This window comes from Solirubrobacter ginsenosidimutans (genome assembly GCF_027587205.1).
The window spans coordinates 18,110-36,868 of sequence record NZ_JAPDOD010000034.1; the positions used below are offsets into that span (position 1 = coordinate 18,110).

Here is an 18,759-nt window from a genome sequence, read left to right on the forward strand (position 1 = left end):
ACGAAGGAGCGTGTATGTGCGGAATCGTCGGCTACGTCGGCAAGGGCGACTGTGTGCCCTACCTGGTCGAAGGACTCCAGCGGCTCGAGTACCGGGGCTATGACTCAGCCGGCGTGGCGGTCGTCAAGAACGGCGCGCTGCGCGTGCACAAGGCCCAGGGTCGGGTGCGCGAGATGGCGGCCGGGCTGCCCAAGCGCATGAGCGGCCCGGTCGGGATCGCCCACACCCGGTGGGCGACGCACGGGCCGCCGAACGACCTCAACGCCCACCCGCAGGTCGACGCCGAGGGCCGGCTCGCGGTCGTCCACAACGGCATCCTGGAGAACGCCGACGAGTTGCGGGCCGAGCTCGTGGCCGACGGCGTGAGCCTGATCTCCGACACCGACACCGAAGTGCTCGCCCACCTGATCGCGCGCTCACCCGAGGAGACGCTCGAGGAGCGTGTGCGCGCCGCGCTGCGCCGCGTCGTCGGTGCCTATGGCATCGCGGTCTGCGACGCCGCCGCGCCCGACCGGCTGATCGTCGCCCGCAACGGCTCGCCGGTCGTGATCGGGATCGGCGACCGCGAGATGTTCGTCGCCTCAGACGTGGCCGCGCTCGTCAAGCACACCCAGCAGGTCGCCTACCTGGACGACGGCGAGCTCGCGACGGTCACGATCGAGGGCTTTCGCACGTCGACGCTCGATCGCCGGCCGACGATCAAGGAGCCGCACGCGATCGCGGTTGCCGAGCAGGACTACGCGCGCGGCGGCTTCGCCCACTACCTGCGCAAGGAGATCGCCGACCAGCCGCAGTCGGTCGCCGGCACACTGCGCGGCCGCCTGGACCATCGCTTCGCCACGGCCCGCCTCGACGGCCTGAACATGACACCGCGCGAGCTGCGCGCGTTCCGGCGGGTCAAGATCCTCGGCTGCGGCTCGGCCTACTACGCGGGAATCGGCGGCGCGCAGATGATCGAGTCCTTCGCGCGCCTGCCCGCCGACGCCGAGCCGGCATCGGAGTTCCGGTACCGCGACCCGATCATCGATCCCGAGACGCTCTACGTCGCGACCTCGCAATCGGGGGAGACCGCCGACACACTCGCCGCGGTCCACGAGATCCAGGCCAAGGGCGGACGTGTCATCGGGCTCGTCAACGTCGTCGGCTCGTCGATCGCGCGGGGGGCCGAGGGAGGCATCTACCTGCACGCCGGGCCGGAGGTGTCGGTCGCCTCGACTAAGGCGGTGACCTCGACGCTCGTCGGCTTCGCGCTGCTCGCGCTCCTGCTCGGGCGCGTGCGCGACGCCGGGCCGGCCGCCGGCGAACGGCTGATCGCCGCCTTGGAGAAGCTGCCCGCCCAGATCGACGACATCCTCGCGCGAGAGGACGCGATCGCCGAGCTCGCCGGGCGTATCGCCGGGTCCCAGACCGCGTTCTTCATCGGCCGCGTGCGCGGGCACATGGTCGCGCTCGAAGGCGCGCAGAAGCTCAAGGAGCTCTCCTACGTGCACGCCGAGGCCTACCCCACGCCCGAGCTCAAGCACGGCCCACTCGCACTGATCACACCGGACGTCCCGACCGTCGCGATCGTCCCCTCCGACCACCTGCTGGACAAGAACCGCTCATCGCTGCAACAGGTCAAGGCGCGCGGCGGCCCGCTGGTCGTCGTCGGCCACGAGCACCCGGGCGAGGGCCTGGCCGACGAACTGCTCCTCGTGCCGCGGTCAGAGCCCGAGCTCGACCCGATCCTGCTCGGCATCCCGCTGCAACTCCTCGCTTACCATGCCGCCCTTCACCTCGGCCGCAACGTCGACCAGCCCCGCAACCTGGCCAAGAGCGTCACCGTGGAATAGGCGCGGTCATCGGCCGACCGGTTGAGGTCTCGCGCCACGAGCCTCAGCGGGCACCACCACTCCCCTTCTGAGGCTTGGACCCGGTCTCGGTCGCGATCGGCCTCGCGAAGACCCCCGCCCACCCACGAACCGAGCGCGCGCCCGCCCGGCGCGCGTGGTCGACGGCCCGAGAAGGGCGTCGCTGCCTCCGACGGCGAAGGCGGCAACCGTTGGCCTGCGGTCCACCGCGATGACGCCGCTTGTTCCGTCTCGCGCTCGAATCTGCACGGCCGGGGCGGTGCTGCACGCGATCGGCGACGAGCCCGTTCACACCATCTCGTCAGGCCTCCTGTATGTCCCACGCAGCTCTGACCGCTGCTCAGGCGAAACTCCCTGCGCAGCCCGCTCCCATAGTCGGGAGCTGACGCGAACGGGCGCGGCGGGCGCTCACGGGCCGCCTCGCGCTTCGGGCTGGAAGCGGTCCGCGCGGACAGCTCCAACGGTGCGAAGGACCAGTGGCCCGGCCTGAGCGCGCGGTTCAGCATGTACGCCGAAGCGCCGGACCCGCGAGCCGGCTGAGCAGCGCCGGACGAGGATGAGCACGTGGCGTGGAGTGCGAGCGGCGCGTCGGTGACCGCGGTCGTCGAGGGCGGCCAGGGGTGGACACAGATCGGCCAGCTCGGTCTGGCGTTCGCACTCGCATCGCTGATCGGGCTGGAGCGCAACTGGCGCCACAAGCCGATCGGCCTGCGGACCCACACGCTCGTCGGCTTCGGCTCCGCGCTGTTCGTGATCGTCAGCAAGTACGGGTTCAGCGACGTGCTCGGTAGCGACGTCACGCTGGATCCGTCGCGCGTTGCCGCCCAGGTGGTGACCGGAATCGGCTTCATCGGCGGCGGCCTGATCTTCGTGCGCGGCGACGCCGTGCAGGGACTGACGACCGCGGCGATCGTGTGGATGACCGCCGCGATCGGCATGGCCTGTGGGGCCGGATTGGCCCTCGTCGCCCTGTTCGCCACCGCCGGTCACTTCGTGGTCGTGCTCGTCTACCCGCGACTGCTCGTCGTCTTGCCTCACTCACGCCATGTCGGGTTCGGGCTGCGGGTCGTCTACGAGGACGGCCGCGGAATTCTCCGCACGGTGCTATCGGAATGCACACGTCGAGGGTTCGCGATCGTCGAGGTCACTACCCACCAGCTCGAACACGACATTCGCGGTGCTTCCGTCGTCGCCGTCGCGCTCGAGCTCCGAGGCCAGCCGACGATCGAACCGCTGGCCGTCGCGGTCAGCGACCTGGACGGCGTACTCGAAGTCGCCGCCACCGACCACACGCGCAACGGCGACTGAACTGGCACCCCCGGCATTCGCAGCGCTACCGGCGCCGTCGATAGCGATCATCCGAGTACGAGGTGGATTGCGGCTATTCCGCGTCCGCCTCGTCGTCGTTCTGGGGCTCCTGCTGTAGAGGGTCGCGGCGACCGCGCTCAGGTCGGCGGCGGCCGCCGTTTGGCGCTGCGCCGCGGGTTCTCGCCTGGCGATCGTCTCGTCATTGCTTTGGCGGTGTCTTTGCCTTCCAGGTGCCGGTCGTGTGGACGTGGACGTTGGACGCCACGCCGTCGACGTGCACGATCAGGTTGCGTGTCTTCTCCCAGTGATCGCCGCGCTGCTTCCATGCGATATCGGGCTTGTCCCGGCCGGGCGAGTGCACGTTGCTGATGATCTTGAGCTTTTCGCTGATCAGATCGCCGTTCACGCGTTGATGCGTGATCAACCCCCACTGGTTGCACGCCGTGAGGATGGCCGAAAGCGTGTGGCTCTTCTCGATGGTGAGTCCGAAGGAGTCGGTGCTGATCTTGTGGGCGTCGATGGCCTCGTTGACGATCTCCAGGACCTCACCGGACAGCCCAAGCGCGGTCACACCCGCCCTCAGCAAGGTCTTGTCGGCTGCCAGCCAGCCCTGCTTCTCCACCTGGACGACCGCCTTGATATGCACCTCGGCGTCTTTCTTGGCCTTCAGGTAAGCGTCTAGCGTCGCCTTCTGGTCGAAGACCTGTTGGACGATTGTGTCCTGTTGAACGGCGGTGAGCTTGGCCCACCGGTCAACGAGGGTGCCCTTGACGTTTTCGACGAGCCGCTTGCGCATCTCTTCGCGGATCACGACCTTCTTGTCATCCATCTCCTTCTTGGCCTTGGCCTCCGCCTCCGCCTTCGCCTTGGCCTGTGCCTCCTGCTTGGCCTTGGCGGCCGCCTCCGCTTTCGCCTTGGCTTCCGCTTTCGCCTTGGCCTCTGCCTCGGCCTCCAGCTTGGCCTTGAGCTCCGCGGCTTCCTTGGTTTTGGCCTCGGCTTCCTCCTTGGCCTTGGCCTCCGAGGCGGCCTTGGCTTCCGCTTCCAACTTGGCCTTGAGCTCCGCCGCCTCTTTGGCCTTGAGCTCCGCGGCCTCCTTGGCCTTGGCCTCGGCTTCCTCCTTGGCCTTGGCCTCCGCCGCCGCCTTGGCCTTCGCTTCGGCCTCCAGCTTGGCCTTGAGCTCCGCGGCTTCCTTGGCTTTGGCCTCGGCTTCCTCCTTGGCCTTGGCCTCCGAGGCCGTCTTGGCTTCCGCCTCCAGCTTGGCCTGGGCTTCCGCGGCCTCCTTGGCCTTGGCCTCCGCTTCCGCTTTGGCCTTCGCCTCGGCCTCGAGCTTGGCCTTGGCCTCCGCCGCCTCCTTCAGCTTGACCTCGGCCGCCAGGTTGGCCGGGGACTTGGCGTCGGCCGCGGTCAGCCCCGGTGGGAGATACTGCCCGAGGGTGTGCGGGTTGCGCTTGGGGTCGTACAGGTACTCGGCGGCCTCGTCATCGAGCTCCTCGACGTCGTCCTCGCGCTCGTCGGCTTCGTCGTCGACCACCCCCGCTCCGCCAACCCCATGAGACTCGTGCAGCCGCGCCAGCCTGCCGTGTCCGGGTGCGGACAGCGCGGCCCGATGCTCGAGCAGGCGCTGGACGGCCCGGTTACCCACCGACCGCTGAAGGGCGAGGACGGTGGTGGGGTCATCGCTCGCCCCGGGCGAGCGTTGCAAGGCCTCGTGGATCGGGTTCGCTTGCTGCTGGCCGGGGCGTTCTTCCTCCCGCTTGCGCTCCTGCGCCAGGCGTGCCGTTACAGCGTCGCGACCCACAGCGCCCTCCCATGATGCGTGCGCGCCGAGCGTGCGCACAGGCGAGTTCGTCGAGCGAACATATCCCTGCGCTTTGAAGAAACGCAAATCAGCCTGAGCGGTCGCATCGCTTCCGGTACACACCAGGACCGTCTCCACCCGAAGCGGGGGGCATGCCCTGTGCACACCACGGACGCTGAGATCGCACCCAGGAGGCCGGACTGACCTCACCGGAAGCGGACGCGCTGGGCCGATAGCGCGCGAGGTAGCTCCGCCTCGGGCACCTCGAGACCACGAGAGCAAACCCCAGGCGGCCGCGGAGCTGCGCCAGGGTGCGGGCAGCACCCGGGATGTGGGCGTGATCCGTACTGGAGGAGGCGGGGTCGGCCCCGCCTGAACGCCTGCCAGCCGCCTCAAAACCAGGGCCGCGCGACGGGAGAATTACCAGTGTCATGAACCCCTCGCTGATCCAGCTGCACCACGCCAACGCACAGCAGGCAGAGCGCACCGCCCGCCGCCGTCTCCGCAAGTCCGCCGCCAAGTAGAGAGCCTGACCATGACCCTGATCGCCACCCCCGCTCGCCGCCGCCCCGCCTCGCACGCGTTCACGGTCCCGGTCGTGCGCGAGCTCGTCCCGCGGGCCGCCCAGGTCGCGGCCGCCGGCGCCTGGTAGCGAACAGGCTTCTGCTGGCCGGTCGCGTTCGGCGCCGGCCAACCCGTTCACCCGCTTGGAGCACCAGAGATCCGCACCTGTCGCGGCTCGCCGGTGACGAGGTGATCACCGCCGTCGCGCAGGCTCGCCGTCGCGGTCAGCCGCCCCGCCGTCACGCGGCGTTTGGAGCCGATCGCGCCGTCGAAGCGGGTGCTGATCCTGTCAAACGATCCGCGCAAGCGGCCGACCAGCCGGGAGCCGGACTTCAGGCTGATGCTGTACGTCGCTTGTGCATCGGTGGTCTCCTCGTTGTCGGACCACGCGATCTTGCCCGACGACCGGATCCTCGTCGGACACCCCTTGGTGGCCCGGAGTCGCTGTGCCCGGACGAGCCAGAAGTACAGACCGGACGCCAGGCGCGAACCGTCCCACCGCGCAACACCGTCGCGCGGTTGACGGGTGTAGAGGACGGCGTAGTAGCGGCAGAGCATGAGCGAGGACGCAGGCCTGCAGCCTCGCCGTCCGTCCGGGAGCTCAGTGGGCAGGCGCCGGCAGGCCGCGGCGCAGGACATCCGCGAGGACCCTGGCGTCATTGTGATCGGTGTCGGCGGCCGCGTAGACGAGCGTGAGCGTGCCATCACGCGCCCAGCGGCGAAGCTCGGTCAGCTGCGGGCGGTGGTGTCGGAGCTCGTCGACGTAGCGCAGGCGAAACTCGTCGAAGCGCTCGGGGTCGTGGCCGAACCACTGTCGCAGCTCGGTGCTCGGCGCCAGGTCGCGCTCCCACCCGTCGAGCCGAGCGCGTTCGCGCGAGACGCCGCGCGGCCACAGCCGGTCGACAAGGACGCGGTGCCCGTCCTCGGGCGCCGCGGTGTCATACGCGCGCTTCAGGCGGATGTCCATCCACCCAAGCTATTCCGGTCGTGGCCGGGCATGACGCGGGTGCAATAGCGTCAGGCCCGTGTTGATCGGCCGCAGCCGCGAGCGCGAGGCGCTTGGAGGAGTACTCGACGCCGTCCGGGCGGGACGGAGTGCCACGCTCGTGCTGCGCGGCGAGCCCGGAGTGGGAAAGACGGCGCTGCTGGACGACCTGCTCGCTCGGGCAGATGGCATGCGGATGCTGCGCGCCACCGGCGTCCAGTCCGAGATGGAGTTGGCGTTCGCCGGCCTGCATCAGGTGTGCGCGCCGCTGCTGACGCATCTCGATCGGCTGCCTGAAGCGCAGCGCCGGCCGCTTGAGATCGCGTTCGGGTTGAGCACCGGCAGCGCTCCGGACCGTTTCGTCATCGGCCTCGGGGTCCTCGGGCTGCTCGTCGAGGCCGCGGAGGAGCAGCCGTTGCTGTTGGTCGTCGACGACGCGCAGTGGCTGGATCGCGGCTCCGCCGACGCGCTGACGTTCGTCGCCCGGCGCCTGCTGGCGGAATCGGTGGCGCTCGTCTTCGCGACGCGCTCTTCGGCCGAGCTCCTTCACGGCCTGCCCGAGCTGGTGCTCGAGGGCCTCATCAACGGGGACGCCCGGGCCCTGCTGCAGCAGGCGCTTCCCGGTCCGCTCGACCGGGCGGTGCTGGACCGGATCGTGGTCGAGACCCGCGGGAATCCGCTGGCGCTCCTCGAACTGCCGCGGGGTCTGACGCCGGCCGAGCTCGCGGGCGGGTTCAGCGCGCCGGACGCGATCCGGCTCTCCCGCCGGATCGAGGAGAGTTTCCTGCGCCGGCTGCAGCCGTTGCCCGATGAGACGCGGCGCCTGCTGGTCATCGCGGCGGCGGAGCCGTTGGGCGACCCGTCGCTCGTCCGGCGCGCTGCCGAGCGGGTCGGGATCGACCCGGATGCCATGAGGCCGGCGGCCGACGCGGATCTGGTCGAGCTCGGCTCGCGTTTGCGCTTCCGGCATCCGCTCGTGCGCTCCGCGATCTATCGGGCGGCGACGCTCCAGGAGCGCCTGGCCGCCCACGCCGCCCTCGCCGCCGAGACCGACGCGGAGCGCGATCCGGACCGGCGGGCGTGGCATCGCGCCCAGGCGTCTCCCGGTCCCGACGAGGCGGTGGCCGCCGAGCTCGAGCGCAGCGCGGGACGCGCGCAGGCACGCGGCGGGCTGGCAGCGGGCGCGGCCTTCCTGGAGCGCGCGGCCCGGCTGACCCCGGGACCCGGCCGGCGCGCGCGGCGCGCGATTGAAGCGGCAGCAGCCTACACCCAGGCCGGGGCCTTCGATCGGGCCGAAGACCTGGTGGCGATCGCGCACACGGGCTCGCTCAACCAAACCCAGCTCGCGAAGCTGGACACGCTGCTCGCCCAGGTCGCGTTCGCCGCGAACCGCGGCGCCGATGGAGCGCGTCTGTTGTTCGCCGCCGCCGAGCGGCTCGTGGCGGTCGACCCCGAGCTCGCCCGGCAGACGTACCTGGCGGCGCTCTCGGCGGCGATGTTCACCGGCCGCCTGGCATCCGACGTATCCGGGGTGGAGATCGCCAATGCCCTGCTCGCGGCGCCCGCTCCATCAGGGGACTCACACGCCGGCGAGTTGCTGGCGAACGGTCTGGCACTGCTCTTCACCGCGGGCTACGCGTCTGCGCTGCCGGTGCTGAGCCGCGCGGTCCACGGCTTCCGCGACGAAGCCGCCCTGCCCGCCGAGCAGCTGCATCTGCTGTGGCTGGCGAGCGCCATGGCCTCGCTGCTGTTCGACGACGAGAGCTGGCAGGCCCTCTCGGCGCGGTTCGTCGGCCGCGCGCGCGAGTTCGGCGCGCTCGGCGAGCTCCCGGTGGCGCTCGAGACGCGCATCTTCACGCACCTGTTCGCGGGCGAGCTCGGCACGGCGTCGGCCCTGCTCGACGAACTCGCGGCCGTCACGAATGCCATCGGCAGCCGGCACACGCCGTACGGCGCGCTCGGCCTTGCGGCGTGGCAAGGCCGCGAGGACGAGGTCGAGCGCCTGCGCGACGACGCGATGGACGACATCGTCGCGCGCGGCGAGGGCATCGGGGTCACGGTGTCCTATTGGGCGAGCGCCCTGTGCCTGAACGGCCTCGGTCGCTACGCGTCCGCACGGACGGCGGCGGAGCGAGCCAGTGCGTTCGAGCCGGAACGAAGCGCATCGACGCGTGCCTGGGCTTTGGTCGAACTGGTCGAGGCCGCTGCGCGGAGCGGAGAGACCGAGCAGGCCGCGCGGGCGCTCGAGCAGTTCTCCGAGCTTGCGCAGGCGTCGGACACGAACTGGGCTCGAGGACTGCAAGCGCGGTCGCGGGCGTTGCTGGCCGACGACGGGAATGCCGAGGCGCTCTACCAAGAGGCGATCGAACGGCTCGGGCGCACGAGCGTGCGGCTCGAGCTCGCGCGAGCCCACCTGCTCTACGGCGAGTGGCTGCGCCGTCACCGCCGTCGGATCGACGCACGGACACACCTCCAGGCAGCGAGCCGGATCTTCGCGGACGCAGGTGCTGAGGCGTTCCTCGAGCGCGCCCGCGGCGAGCTGCTGGCCACCGGCGAGACATTGCGGCGCCGTACCGTCGAGACACGGGATCGGCTCACTCCCCAGGAGGCGCAGATCGCCCGCCGCGCGCGTGCCGGGCAGACCAGCGCCGAGATCGGGGCCGAGCTGTTTCTGAGCCATCGCACGGTCGACTGGCACCTCCGGAGCGTGATCGCCAAGCTCGGGCTCGGTTCGCGACGTGCCGCTTGACCGCCTGCGCACCGACTAGCGACCACTACGGGTGCGACGGGACCGGGGAAGGCGAGAAGCTTCGTCCGGTCCGGCCATGCTCCCCCAAACCACATACACCCGCTCGGCCAGACGGACGGCTGCGCGACCGAGGCGGTCGGTGCGGTCGTGGCTCGTCAGGATCATGGGCGCGCGACCGGAGGATCTCGCGTCGCTCCCCGGCGATCCGGCGCTGCATGAGCTTTTCGATCTCGCGCTCGATGTCCTCTGCGTCGTCGGCGTCGACGGCTACCTCAAGCGCGTCAACCCCGCGTTCGAGCGGACGTCCGGGTACTCGCGCGACGAGCTGCTGAGGATGCGCTTCCTCGACCTTGTCCACCCGGACGACGTGGACGAATCGCTCGCGACGCTCACCGATGGACGCGACCTGGCCGGCGCCAAGCACCGCATCGTGTGCGCCGACGGTTCGGTGCGCTGGCTGCAATGGACGACGAAGACCATGCCCGACAAGGGCTCCGTCCTCGCGGCGGCGCGCGACGTCACCGAGCGCCGGCGCACGGATCACGAGCTGCAGGCGGCATGGCGGCTGGCGCACTCCAGCCGCGACGAGCTGCGCCAGCTCGCCGACGAGCACGCGGCGCTACGGCGGGTCGCCACGCTCGTCGCTCGCCACGCTGAGCCCGTCGACATCTTCGACGCCGTGGCCGAGGAAGCCGGTCGCCTGCTGGCGGTCGAGGCGATCCGCGTCGTGCGCTACGACGACGAGACGGTGACCATCGTCGCCTCGTGGCACGGCCTGGAGGGCGACATCCCGCCGGGCACGCGTATCGCGATCGACGGCGCGAACATCGCGGCGCTCGTACGTGACACGTGGCGGGCCGCTCGCATCGACGACTATCCGCAGTCGGGGCCCAGGTCCGGATCGATCTGCGGACGAGGCATCCGCGCGGCGGTCGGCGCGCCGATCATCGCCGGGGACCGGCTGTGGGGGATCATCATCGCCGCCTCCTCCGTGCCAGAGCCGCTTCCGGCGGGCACGGAAACCCGGCTTGCGGCCTTTACCGAGCTGGTCGCGACCGCCATCTCCAACGTCCAAGTGCGAGCGGAGCTGGCGGCATCGCGCACACGGCTCGTGGCCGCCGCGGACGAGGAGCGCTCCCGCGTCGTCCGTGACCTGCACGACGGGGCGCAGCAGCGCCTCGTCCACACCGTCGTGACGCTCGAGTTCGCCAAGCGGGCGATCGTCCGCTCCCCTGATCAGGTTGCCTCGCACGTCGCCGAAGCGCTCGAGCAGTCGCAACTGGCGATCCGCGAACTGCGGGAGCTCGCCCACGGCATCCTCCCCGATGTCCTGTCCAGTCGCGGACTCGCCGCGGCGGCAACCACCCTCGCATCGCGCGCGTCCGTCGACGTCGCGCTCGAGATCGATGTCGGCCGGCTGCCGGCGCCGGTCGAGGCCACGGCGTACTTCGTGATCGCGGAGGCACTCACGAATGTCGCCAAGCACGCGCGTGCCACAAGCGGCAAGGTGAGCGCCCACGTCGCCGGAGGGGCCTTGTGCATCTCGATCGAGGATGACGGCGTCGGCGGCGCGCGAGCGGATGGCCACGGCCTGCTCGGGCTTGCCGACCGCCTGGCCGCGCTCGACGGAGCGCTGTCGATCGACAGCGCCCAGGGCCGAGGCACGACCGTGACGGCCAGGATTCCGATTCGCGACGAATCGCTGCTCGGGCGAGCCCCCGACGTAGGCGGCTTCTAGCGGTTGCCCGGGCTCGCGCGGCCATGTAGGTTCGCGCCGTGCTGCTCGGCAGGCGCTCCGAGTGCGACACGCTCGACCGGCTGGTCGACGCCGTTCGCGCGGGTGAGAGCCGGGCGCTGGTCGTGCGTGGCGAGGCCGGGGTGGGCAAATCGGCGCTGCTGGAGTACCTGGTCGGGCGAGCGTCCGGATGCCGGGTCGAGAGCGTTGCGGGCGTGCAGTCCGAGATGGAGCTGACGTTCGCGGCGCTCGGGCAGCTGTGCGCGCCGATGCTGGCCCAGCTGGACTCGCTCCCTGAGCCGCAGCGCGACGCGCTCGGCACGGCGCTCGGTCTGCGTCCTGGACCGGCGCCCGATCGCTTGCTGGTTGGTCTCGCCGTGCTGAGTCTGCTGGCCGGTGTCGCCGAGGCGCGCCCGCTGGTGTGCGTGATCGACGATGCGCAGTGGCTCGACGACGCTTCGGCGCAGGCCTTGACGTTCGCCGCGCGCCGGCTGCGTTCCGAGTCGGTGGCGCTCGTGTTCGCCGTGCGGGACTCAGCTGACGAGTGAGATTCCGGACTGCCCGAGCTCGTGGTCGGCGGCTTACGAGAGGACGCCGCGGTGGCGCTGCTGAACTCGGTGATCCGCTGGCCGCTCGACGAGGAGGTGCGCGACCGGATCGTGGCGGAGACTCGCGGCAATCCTCTCGCGCTCTTGGAGTTGCCGCGGGGGTTGTCCCATGTCGAGCTGGCCGGCGGTTTCGGGCTGCCCGCTTCCGGCATGCTCGCCGGTCACATCGAGGAGAGTTTCCGGCAGCGGGGAGCGCGTCTGCCCACCGACAGCCAACGCCTGCTGCTGGTGGCTGCGGCTGAGCCGGTCGGCGAGCCGGTGCTCGTCTGGAACGCGGCGCGGGAGCTCGGCATCGGGTTGGAGGCCGCGGCACCCGCGTCGGCCGCCGGGCTGTGCGATTTCGGTGCACGAGTCCGATTCCGCCACCCCCTGGTGCGGTCAGCGGTCTATCGCGGGGCGTCGCCGGGCGACCGGCGGAGCGTGCACCGAGCGCTGGCGGCAGCCACCGACCCGGTGACCGATCCCGACCGCCGCGCGTGGCATCGCGCGCATGCCGCGGCCGGGCCCGACGAGGATGTGGCGGGCGCGTTGGAGCGGTCGGCGGCCGGAGCGCAGGCACGCGGGGGGCTGGCCGCAGCGGCCGCGTTCCTGCGGGCGGCTGCCGGACTGACACCCGATCCGGCGCGGCGGGCCGCGCGAGCCCTGGCAGCGGCGCAGGCGCAGTATCGAGCGGGCGCGTTCGATGCCGCTCTGGAGATGCTCGTGACCGCCGAGGCGGGACCGCTCGACGAGCTGCAGCGCGCCCAGGTGGACCTCGTCCGAGCCCAGGTCTCGTTCGCGCTCAGTCGTGGCAGCGAGGCTCCCCTGCTGCTCCTGAAGGCGGCGAAGCGGCTGGAGCCCGTCGATGTCTCACTCGCGCGTGAGACCTACCTCGATGCGGTCTTCGCGGCCCTGTTCGCCGACCGCCTCGGTCCGATGCGCCAAGTGGCGGCGGCCGCGAAGCTCGCGCCCGCGGCACCTCCGCCCGGCGGGCCGGCGGATCGCTTCTTGGACGGCATGGTCGCGATGATCCTGGAGGACTACGCGGACGCGGCGCCGGCGTTGCGCGGCGCACTCGAGGCCTTCCGCGACGAAGGCCTGGCCTCCGACACCGAGTTCCAGTGGATCGTCATCGCGGCTCAGGCTTCCAACATGTTGTGGGATTTCGCTGGATGGCGGGAGCTCTGCGCACGCCAGGTCCAGCTCACGCGTGACGCCGGGGCGCTCGTCACACTCCCGATCGCGCTCATCCCGCTGATCGTCGGGCACGTGCTCGCCGGCGAGCTCGTCCAGGCCACCTCGCTGCTCGAGGAGCTCAAGGCCGTCACCGAGGCGACCGGAAGCCCGCACCCGCTCTACTGCGACGCGCTGGTCTCCGCCTGGCAGGGGCGCGAGTCCGAGAGCTCCACCTTGATCGAGGCCGGCCTCGATGAGGCGGTCGGCCGGGGCGAGGGACTGAACGCGAGCATCGTCGAGTGGGCGAGCGCGGTCCTATGGAACGGTCTCGGCCGCTACCAGGAGGCGCTCGACGCGGCCACCCACGCCGGCGATGACCCGCAGATCGGCCACCGTGCCGTGGTGATCGTCTCGACGTGGGGGCTGATCGAGCTCGTCGAAGCGGCCGCTCGCTGCGGCGAGGCCGGGCTCGCGGCGGACGCCTTGCGGAGACTCTCCGAACGGACTCGTCCGAGCGGCACGGACTGGGCGTTGGGGATCGAGGCGCGGTCGCGGGCGCTGCTCAGCGACGGCGAAGCAGCCGATCACCTCTACCGCGAGGCGATCGAGCGACTGCGTCGCGGCGGACCCGCCGGCTATCTCGCGCGCACCCATCTCGTCTACGGCGAGTGGCTGCGACGCGAGCGTCGCCGCCTTGACGCGCGCGAGCACCTGCGAATCGCTTACGAACTGTGCTCCGAGATGGGCTTCGAGGCGTTCGCGGCGCGTGCCGCGCGTGAGCTGCGCGCCGCCGGCGAGAAGGTTCCGAAGCGCAGCTTCGAGACCAGCGCCGAGCTCACTCCCCAGGAAGCGCAGATCGCCCGGCTTGCCGGCGAAGGGCTTTCGAACCCGGACATCGGCAGCCGGCTGTTCATCAGCCCCCGCACAGTCCAGTATCACCTGCATAAGGTGTTCACCAAGCTGGACATCACGTCACGCCGGGATCTCGGCGCCGCGCTCGCGGGTGCCGGCCGAATCGAAGGGACGGACACATGGCAGCCGCACCCACGCATCGCACGCTGATCGTGGCCAACCGCACCGCGGGCACACACCTGCTGCTCGAGGAGGTCGAGCGCCGGGCGGCAGCGCGGCCGACGGCGTTCGTCTTGCTGATCCCCGCCGTCACGTCGACCAAGGCGGCCGACTGGACGCTCAACGAGGCGCTGAAGTCCTTGCGGCGCGCGGCGCAGGGTCCAACCGGTCATCGCCCGACCGACGTCGAGGGCATCGTCGGAGGAGCCGACCCATTCGAGTCGATCGAGAAAGCGCTCGCCGACGGCAACTTCGATGACGTCGTGATCTCGCCGCTGCCCAAACGGACGTCGCAATGGCTCAAGCGAGACCTCCCCGCCCGGGTCGAGAAGCTCAACGTCCCCGTGACGGTCATCACGCCTCCGAAGGAGAAGCGGATGACCATCGAGGAATCGGGGCTCTACGGCACCGGGTTGGGCTAGCCGCAGGCGCGGGAGTGTCATGAACCCCTCGCTGATCCGGCTCGCCGCCACCGCCCGTCGACCCGCTTCGCACGCGTTCACGGTCCCGGTCGTGCGCGAGCTCGCCCCGGTTGACCGCAGGTCGAGCGCCTGAGACGGTTGGCGATGCCAGCCGACTCAGGAGGACGGAGACATGGCATCCGCATCGACACCCACGCATCGCACGCTGATCGTGGCCAACCGCACCGCGGGCACGCATCTCCTGCTCCAGGAGGTCGACCGCCGCGCGGCCGAGCGACCGACGGCGTTCGTCCTGTTGATCCCCGACGTCACCTCGAGGAACGCGGCCGATTGGACGCTCAACGAAGGCCTGAAGTCACTGCGGCGTGCGGCCCAGGGCGCGACCGGTAATCGCCCGGCGCACGTCGAGGGCATGATCGGCGGACCGCACGCGTTCGAGTCGATCGAGCGGGCGCTCGCCGAGGGCGACTTCGACGACGTGGTCATCTCCACGCTGCCGAAGCGGACGTCGCAGTGGCTGAAGCGAGACCTGCCCGCCCGTGTCGAGAAGCTCGGGGTTCCCGTGACCGTCATCACGGCGCCGAAGGCGCAGCGGATGAGCTTCGAGGAGTCCGGGATCTGGGGCGGGGGCGGGTTCGGGGCCTAGCCGCGCGCTACGCCGCGAGCTCGAGGCCGCGCTTCGCGTGCGCGGAGGCGACGCACGCCTGATCCTCGATCGCCTTCACGAGGGCGGCGCGATCCTCGCCGGGTGAGACGCGCAGGTGCAGCCGCACCGCGGTCAACTCGCCCTCTCGCTCGCAGTCGAGGCTGTCGAGCACCGCGTCGTGCTCCGCCACGAGGGCGAGCATGTCACCGACCCGGTCGGGCTCGACCTCCACCTCGAGCACGAAGCGGTCGGACTGCACACGGTGCAGCAGCCCCGTGCGGACGTGGCGGAACACCAGCAACGCGACCAACACCACGGCGGTCCCCGTGATCGCGAGTGAATAGAAGCCGATGCCGGCGGCCATGCCGATCGCGGCCGAGATCCAGACCGCCGCGGCGGTGGTGAGGCCGCGGACCGCGAGGCCCTGGTGGATGATCGCGCCGGCGCCGAGGAAGCCGACGCCCGTCACCACCTGGGCGGCGATGCGCGTCGGGTCGATCGGCGCGCCGGCCCGCTCGAAACCGGAGAACCCGTAGGCGGAGATGAGCGTGAAGACGGCGGCGCCCATGCCCACGAGCACATGGGTGCGCACGCCGGCGGGCTGGTCGCGCGATTCTCGCTCCAGCCCGATCGCGCCGCACAGGAGCACGACGAGCGTGAGCCGGAGCGCGATGTCGGGGAAAGCGATCGAAGTCATACGTCTGATCATGGGACGCCGCCACCAAGACGCCGTACAGATCACGGCCTCCGGGATTCAGATTTCGTGAAGCCAGTGCCAGGCGACACCACATGTGGTGTTGACATGGTGCCATGACGGTGCCATACTGGCGCCATGGACCTGACCCCTTATGTGGATGCACTCCGCCGGGACCTCGCCGTCGCCGCGGAGGCCGGCGGGGAGGAAGCGCGCGCGCTCGCCGAGCGCCTCGCTGCCCCGCTCGACTCGTCGGTGCGGCTGATGCTGCTCGACGCGCTGTCGGCCGCCGCCGACGAGATCACCCGCGAGCTCGCGCCCGCCTCGGTGGAGCTGCGCCTGCGCGCCGGCGATCCCGAGTTCGTCGTCGCGACGCCGCCCGCTCCGCCGCAGGAGCCCGAGCGCGACGCCCCGCCGGCGCCCGAGCTCGACGAGGCGGCGACGGCGCGCATCAACCTGCGCCTGCCCGAGCAGCTCAAGGCCGAGGTCGAGCAGGCCGCGAGCCGCGACCGGCTCTCGGTCAACTCGTGGCTCGTCCGCGCCGCCGCTGCGGCGGTCACCGCCGAGCCCCGCGGGCCGAGCCAGCGCGGCGGACGGATCGGCCAGTCCTTCACCGGGTGGGTGCGCTGATGTCCGCGTTCGAGACTCCGCAGCCGATCTTCGCCACGGTCGACGTGGTCCTGGGCGATGTCCGGATCACCGCCGGCGAGCGCGACACGACCGTCGTCGAGGTCCGGCCCAGCGACGCCACCAACAAGGAGGACGTCGCCGCCGCCGAGCAGACCCGCGTCGAGTTCTCGGCCGGACGCCTGCTGGTCAAGGCTCCCAAGCTGCGCTCGTGGCTGCCGCGCCAGACCGGAGGGTCGCTCGACGTCACGATCGAGCTCCCCGCGGGCTCGCAGCTGCACGGCACCGCGCAGATGGCCGATATGAACTGCGAGGGCCGCTTCGGCGACTGCCGGTTGCGGCTGGGGATCGGGCAGATCCGCCTCGAGCACGCCGGCAAGCTGGATCTCAAGAGCGGCGCCGGCGACATCGAGGTCGATCACGCCGGCGGCCATGCGGACATCACGGTCGGCTCGGGCGAGGTGCGCGTCCGCGAGCTGGCGTCGAGCGCGGTGATCAAGAACTCCAATGGCGATTCGTATGTCGCGGACGCCGCCGGCGAGCTGCGCCTCAAGTCGGCCAACGGCAGCATCGTCGTCGATCGCGCCCAGGCCGGCGTCGTCGCCAAGACCGCCAATGGCGACGTGCGCGTCGGCGCGGTGGCGCGCGGCGCGGTCGTGCTCGAAACGAGCATCGGAGACGTCGAGGTTGGCATCCCGGAGGGCACCGCGGCGTGGCTCGACGTGAATGCGACCGCGGGTCGCGTGCACAACGCACTCGAGGGCTCGACCGCGCCCGACGAGTCGGCCGACAAGGTCGAGCTGCGGGCGCGGACGTCGCTGGGGAACATCGAGATCCGGCGGGCGCGATGACATGTTCCGCGATCGCGGCGACCGGCCTGCGCAAGTCGTTCGACTCCCACGTCGTCCTCGACGGGGTCGACCTCGACGTCGCCGCGGGGAGCATCTTCGCGCTGCTCGGGCCCAACGGCGCGGGCAAGACGACGATGGTCCAGATCCTCGCGACGCTGATCGGCGCCGACGGCGGCGAGGCCAGCGTGTTCGGCCACGACGTCGCGCGCGAACCCGAAGCGGTTCGCGCGGAGATCGGCGTCACCGGCCAGTTCTCCGCCGTCGACAACCTGCTGACCGGCCGAGAGAACCTGATCCTGATGGCGGACCTGCGGCATCTCGGACGCGTCGAGGGCCGGCGGCGCGCGACCGAGCTGCTCGAGCGCTTCGACCTGGTCGACGCCGCAGACCGGGCAGCCGCGACCTACTCCGGCGGCATGCGCCGGCGGCTCGACCTCGCGATGACGCTCGTCGGCGACCCGCGGATCATCTTCCTCGACGAGCCGACGACCGGGCTCGACCCGCGGTCGCGGCACACGATGTGGGAGATCATCCGCGACCTCGTCGCCGGCGGCGTCACCGTCTTCCTCACCACGCAGTACCTCGACGAGGCCGACCACCTCGCCGATCGCATCGCCGTCCTGGACGACGGTGTGCTGGTCGCCGCGGGCACCCCCGACGAGCTCAAGTGGCTGGTCGGCGGCGGCCACATCAGGCTTCAGTTCGCGCGCCCGGACGAGCTCGAAGCGGCGGCCGGCGCGCTCGCCGGCGCGGTGCGCGACGACACCGCGCTCGCGCTGAAGGTCCCCAGCGACGGCAGCCTGCAGTCGCTGCGCGCGGTGCTCGACCGACTCGACCGCGATGCGATCGCGGTCGACGACCTGTCCGTGCACACGCCCGACCTGGACGACGTCTTCCTCGCCCTGACCGGGAGATCAACCGCATGAACTACGCCATCCAGGACTCGGCGACGATGCTGCGCCGGAACCTCCGCCGCACGCTGCGCTACCCCGTGGGAGCCGTCGTGACGATCGGCATCCCGCTCGTCTTCCTGCTGCTCTTCGTCTTCGTCTTCGGCTCCACGATGGGCGCCGGGCTCGGCGGCGGGCGCGACGACTACCTCGACTACATCACCCCCGGGATCCTCCTGCTCACGATCGCCGGAGCGGCCCAGGGTGTCGCGATCTCGGTCGCGATGGACATGACCGAGGGCATCGTCACGCGTTTCCGCACGATGTCGATCGCGCGCGTCTCGGTGCTGACGGGGCACGTCGTCGGCAGCCTGATCCAGACGCTGATCGGGCTCGCGGTCATCATCGGGGTCGCGCTGGCGCTGGGGTTCGACCCCAACGCCGAGCCGCTGGAGTGGCTCGCGCTCCTCGGCCTGCTGATCCTCGTCTCGCTGGCGGTGATCTGGCTGTCCGTCGCGCTCGGGCTCGTGACCAAGAGCGTCGAGACCGCGAGCAACCTGCCGATGCCGCTGATCCTGTTGCCGTTCCTCGGCAGCGGGTTCGTCCCCACCGACTCGATGCCGGCGGCGATGCGGATCTTCGCGGAGTATCAGCCGTTCACGCCGATCATGGACACGGTGCGCGGGCTCCTGATGGGCACGCCGATCGGCAACAGCGCCGTGCTCGCCATCGCGTGGTCGGTCGGCGGCGGCTTCGCCTCCTACCTGTGGGCCAAGCGGCTCTACAACCGTCAAGCCTGAGGGCAA

The 18,759-nt window shown here is 71.0% G+C and carries 16 protein-coding genes; 12 read left to right on the plus strand and 4 right to left on the minus strand.

Translation table 11 applies throughout. The features are described from left to right. Window positions 1-14: 14 nt before the first annotated feature. The gene (glmS, locus tag OM076_RS29380; RefSeq protein ID WP_270043690.1) at window positions 15-1,832 is read left to right on the plus strand and encodes a glutamine--fructose-6-phosphate transaminase (isomerizing); all 1,818 of its coding nucleotides are present in this window, start codon (window positions 15-17) and stop codon (window positions 1,830-1,832) included. Between the two features lie 582 nt (window positions 1,833-2,414). After that, on the plus strand, window positions 2,415-3,158 hold the full coding sequence (locus OM076_RS29385; RefSeq protein WP_270043691.1) for an MgtC/SapB family protein: 744 nt from the start codon (window positions 2,415-2,417) through the stop codon (window positions 3,156-3,158). 199 nt (window positions 3,159-3,357) lie between these two features. On the opposite strand, the gene OM076_RS29390 is transcribed toward OM076_RS29385, so the two are convergent. From OM076_RS29390 to OM076_RS29400, 3 genes are all read right to left on the minus strand, one after another. Then, window positions 3,358-5,094 (minus strand): hypothetical protein, encoded by a 1,737-nt coding sequence (locus OM076_RS29390; protein WP_270043692.1) that lies wholly within the window; start codon window positions 5,092-5,094, stop codon window positions 3,358-3,360. 561 nt (window positions 5,095-5,655) lie between these two features. Continuing rightward, on the minus strand, window positions 5,656-6,078 hold the full coding sequence (locus OM076_RS29395) for a hypothetical protein (RefSeq protein WP_270043693.1): 423 nt from the start codon (window positions 6,076-6,078) through the stop codon (window positions 5,656-5,658). Between the two features lie 43 nt (window positions 6,079-6,121). Then, window positions 6,122-6,487, minus strand: a complete 366-nt coding sequence (locus OM076_RS29400; RefSeq protein WP_270043694.1) for a DUF488 domain-containing protein — start codon at window positions 6,485-6,487, stop codon at window positions 6,122-6,124. Between the two features lie 58 nt (window positions 6,488-6,545). Here OM076_RS29400 and OM076_RS29405 point away from each other — a divergent pair, with 58 nt between their 5' ends. The 6 genes from OM076_RS29405 to OM076_RS29430 all read left to right on the plus strand — a co-directional run bounded on the left by OM076_RS29405 (window position 6,546) and on the right by OM076_RS29430 (window position 14,891). Next, window positions 6,546-9,254, plus strand: a complete 2,709-nt coding sequence (locus OM076_RS29405) for an ATP-binding protein (protein ID WP_270043695.1) — start codon at window positions 6,546-6,548, stop codon at window positions 9,252-9,254. Window positions 9,255-9,417: 163 nt separating this feature from the next. Next, window positions 9,418-10,992, plus strand: coding sequence for a PAS domain S-box protein (locus OM076_RS29410; RefSeq protein WP_270043696.1), 1,575 nt, complete (start codon window positions 9,418-9,420; stop codon window positions 10,990-10,992). A gap of 38 nt (window positions 10,993-11,030) precedes the next feature. Continuing rightward, complete coding sequence (locus OM076_RS47140) at window positions 11,031-11,537, plus strand: AAA family ATPase (protein ID WP_270043697.1); 507 nt, start codon at window positions 11,031-11,033, stop codon at window positions 11,535-11,537. Window positions 11,538-11,588: 51 nt separating this feature from the next. Continuing rightward, the gene (locus tag OM076_RS29420; RefSeq protein ID WP_270043698.1) at window positions 11,589-13,814 is read left to right on the plus strand and encodes a helix-turn-helix transcriptional regulator; all 2,226 of its coding nucleotides are present in this window, start codon (window positions 11,589-11,591) and stop codon (window positions 13,812-13,814) included. Next, complete coding sequence (locus tag OM076_RS29425) at window positions 13,784-14,245, plus strand: hypothetical protein (RefSeq protein WP_270043699.1); 462 nt, start codon at window positions 13,784-13,786, stop codon at window positions 14,243-14,245. Before OM076_RS29420 ends, OM076_RS29425 begins: the two co-directional genes overlap by 31 nt. 172 nt (window positions 14,246-14,417) lie before the next feature. After that, entirely contained in the window at window positions 14,418-14,891 is a 474-nt protein-coding gene (locus OM076_RS29430) for a hypothetical protein (protein WP_270043700.1), read from the plus strand. A 7-nt stretch (window positions 14,892-14,898) separates the two neighbouring features. Here OM076_RS29430 and OM076_RS29435 read toward each other — a convergent pair whose 3' ends face one another. Beyond that, a complete protein-coding gene (locus tag OM076_RS29435; protein ID WP_270043701.1) occupies window positions 14,899-15,588 on the minus strand; it encodes an MgtC/SapB family protein in 690 nt (229 codons plus the stop codon). A 135-nt stretch (window positions 15,589-15,723) separates the two neighbouring features. Between OM076_RS29435 and OM076_RS29440 the strand changes: the two genes are divergently transcribed. Genes OM076_RS29440 through OM076_RS29455 form a run of 4 tightly spaced genes read left to right on the plus strand, consistent with a single transcriptional unit; the run spans window position 15,724 to window position 18,753 of the window. Continuing rightward, the gene (locus OM076_RS29440; protein WP_270043702.1) at window positions 15,724-16,215 is read left to right on the plus strand and encodes a hypothetical protein; all 492 of its coding nucleotides are present in this window, start codon (window positions 15,724-15,726) and stop codon (window positions 16,213-16,215) included. Beyond that, window positions 16,215-17,063, plus strand: a complete 849-nt coding sequence (locus tag OM076_RS29445; protein ID WP_270043703.1) for a DUF4097 family beta strand repeat-containing protein — start codon at window positions 16,215-16,217, stop codon at window positions 17,061-17,063. Before OM076_RS29440 ends, OM076_RS29445 begins: the two co-directional genes overlap by 1 nt. Beyond that, complete coding sequence (locus tag OM076_RS29450) at window positions 17,060-17,989, plus strand: ATP-binding cassette domain-containing protein (RefSeq protein ID WP_270043704.1); 930 nt, start codon at window positions 17,060-17,062, stop codon at window positions 17,987-17,989. Before OM076_RS29445 ends, OM076_RS29450 begins: the two co-directional genes overlap by 4 nt. Next, complete coding sequence (locus tag OM076_RS29455; protein WP_270043705.1) at window positions 17,986-18,753, plus strand: ABC transporter permease; 768 nt, start codon at window positions 17,986-17,988, stop codon at window positions 18,751-18,753. Before OM076_RS29450 ends, OM076_RS29455 begins: the two co-directional genes overlap by 4 nt. Window positions 18,754-18,759: the final 6 nt, after the last annotated feature.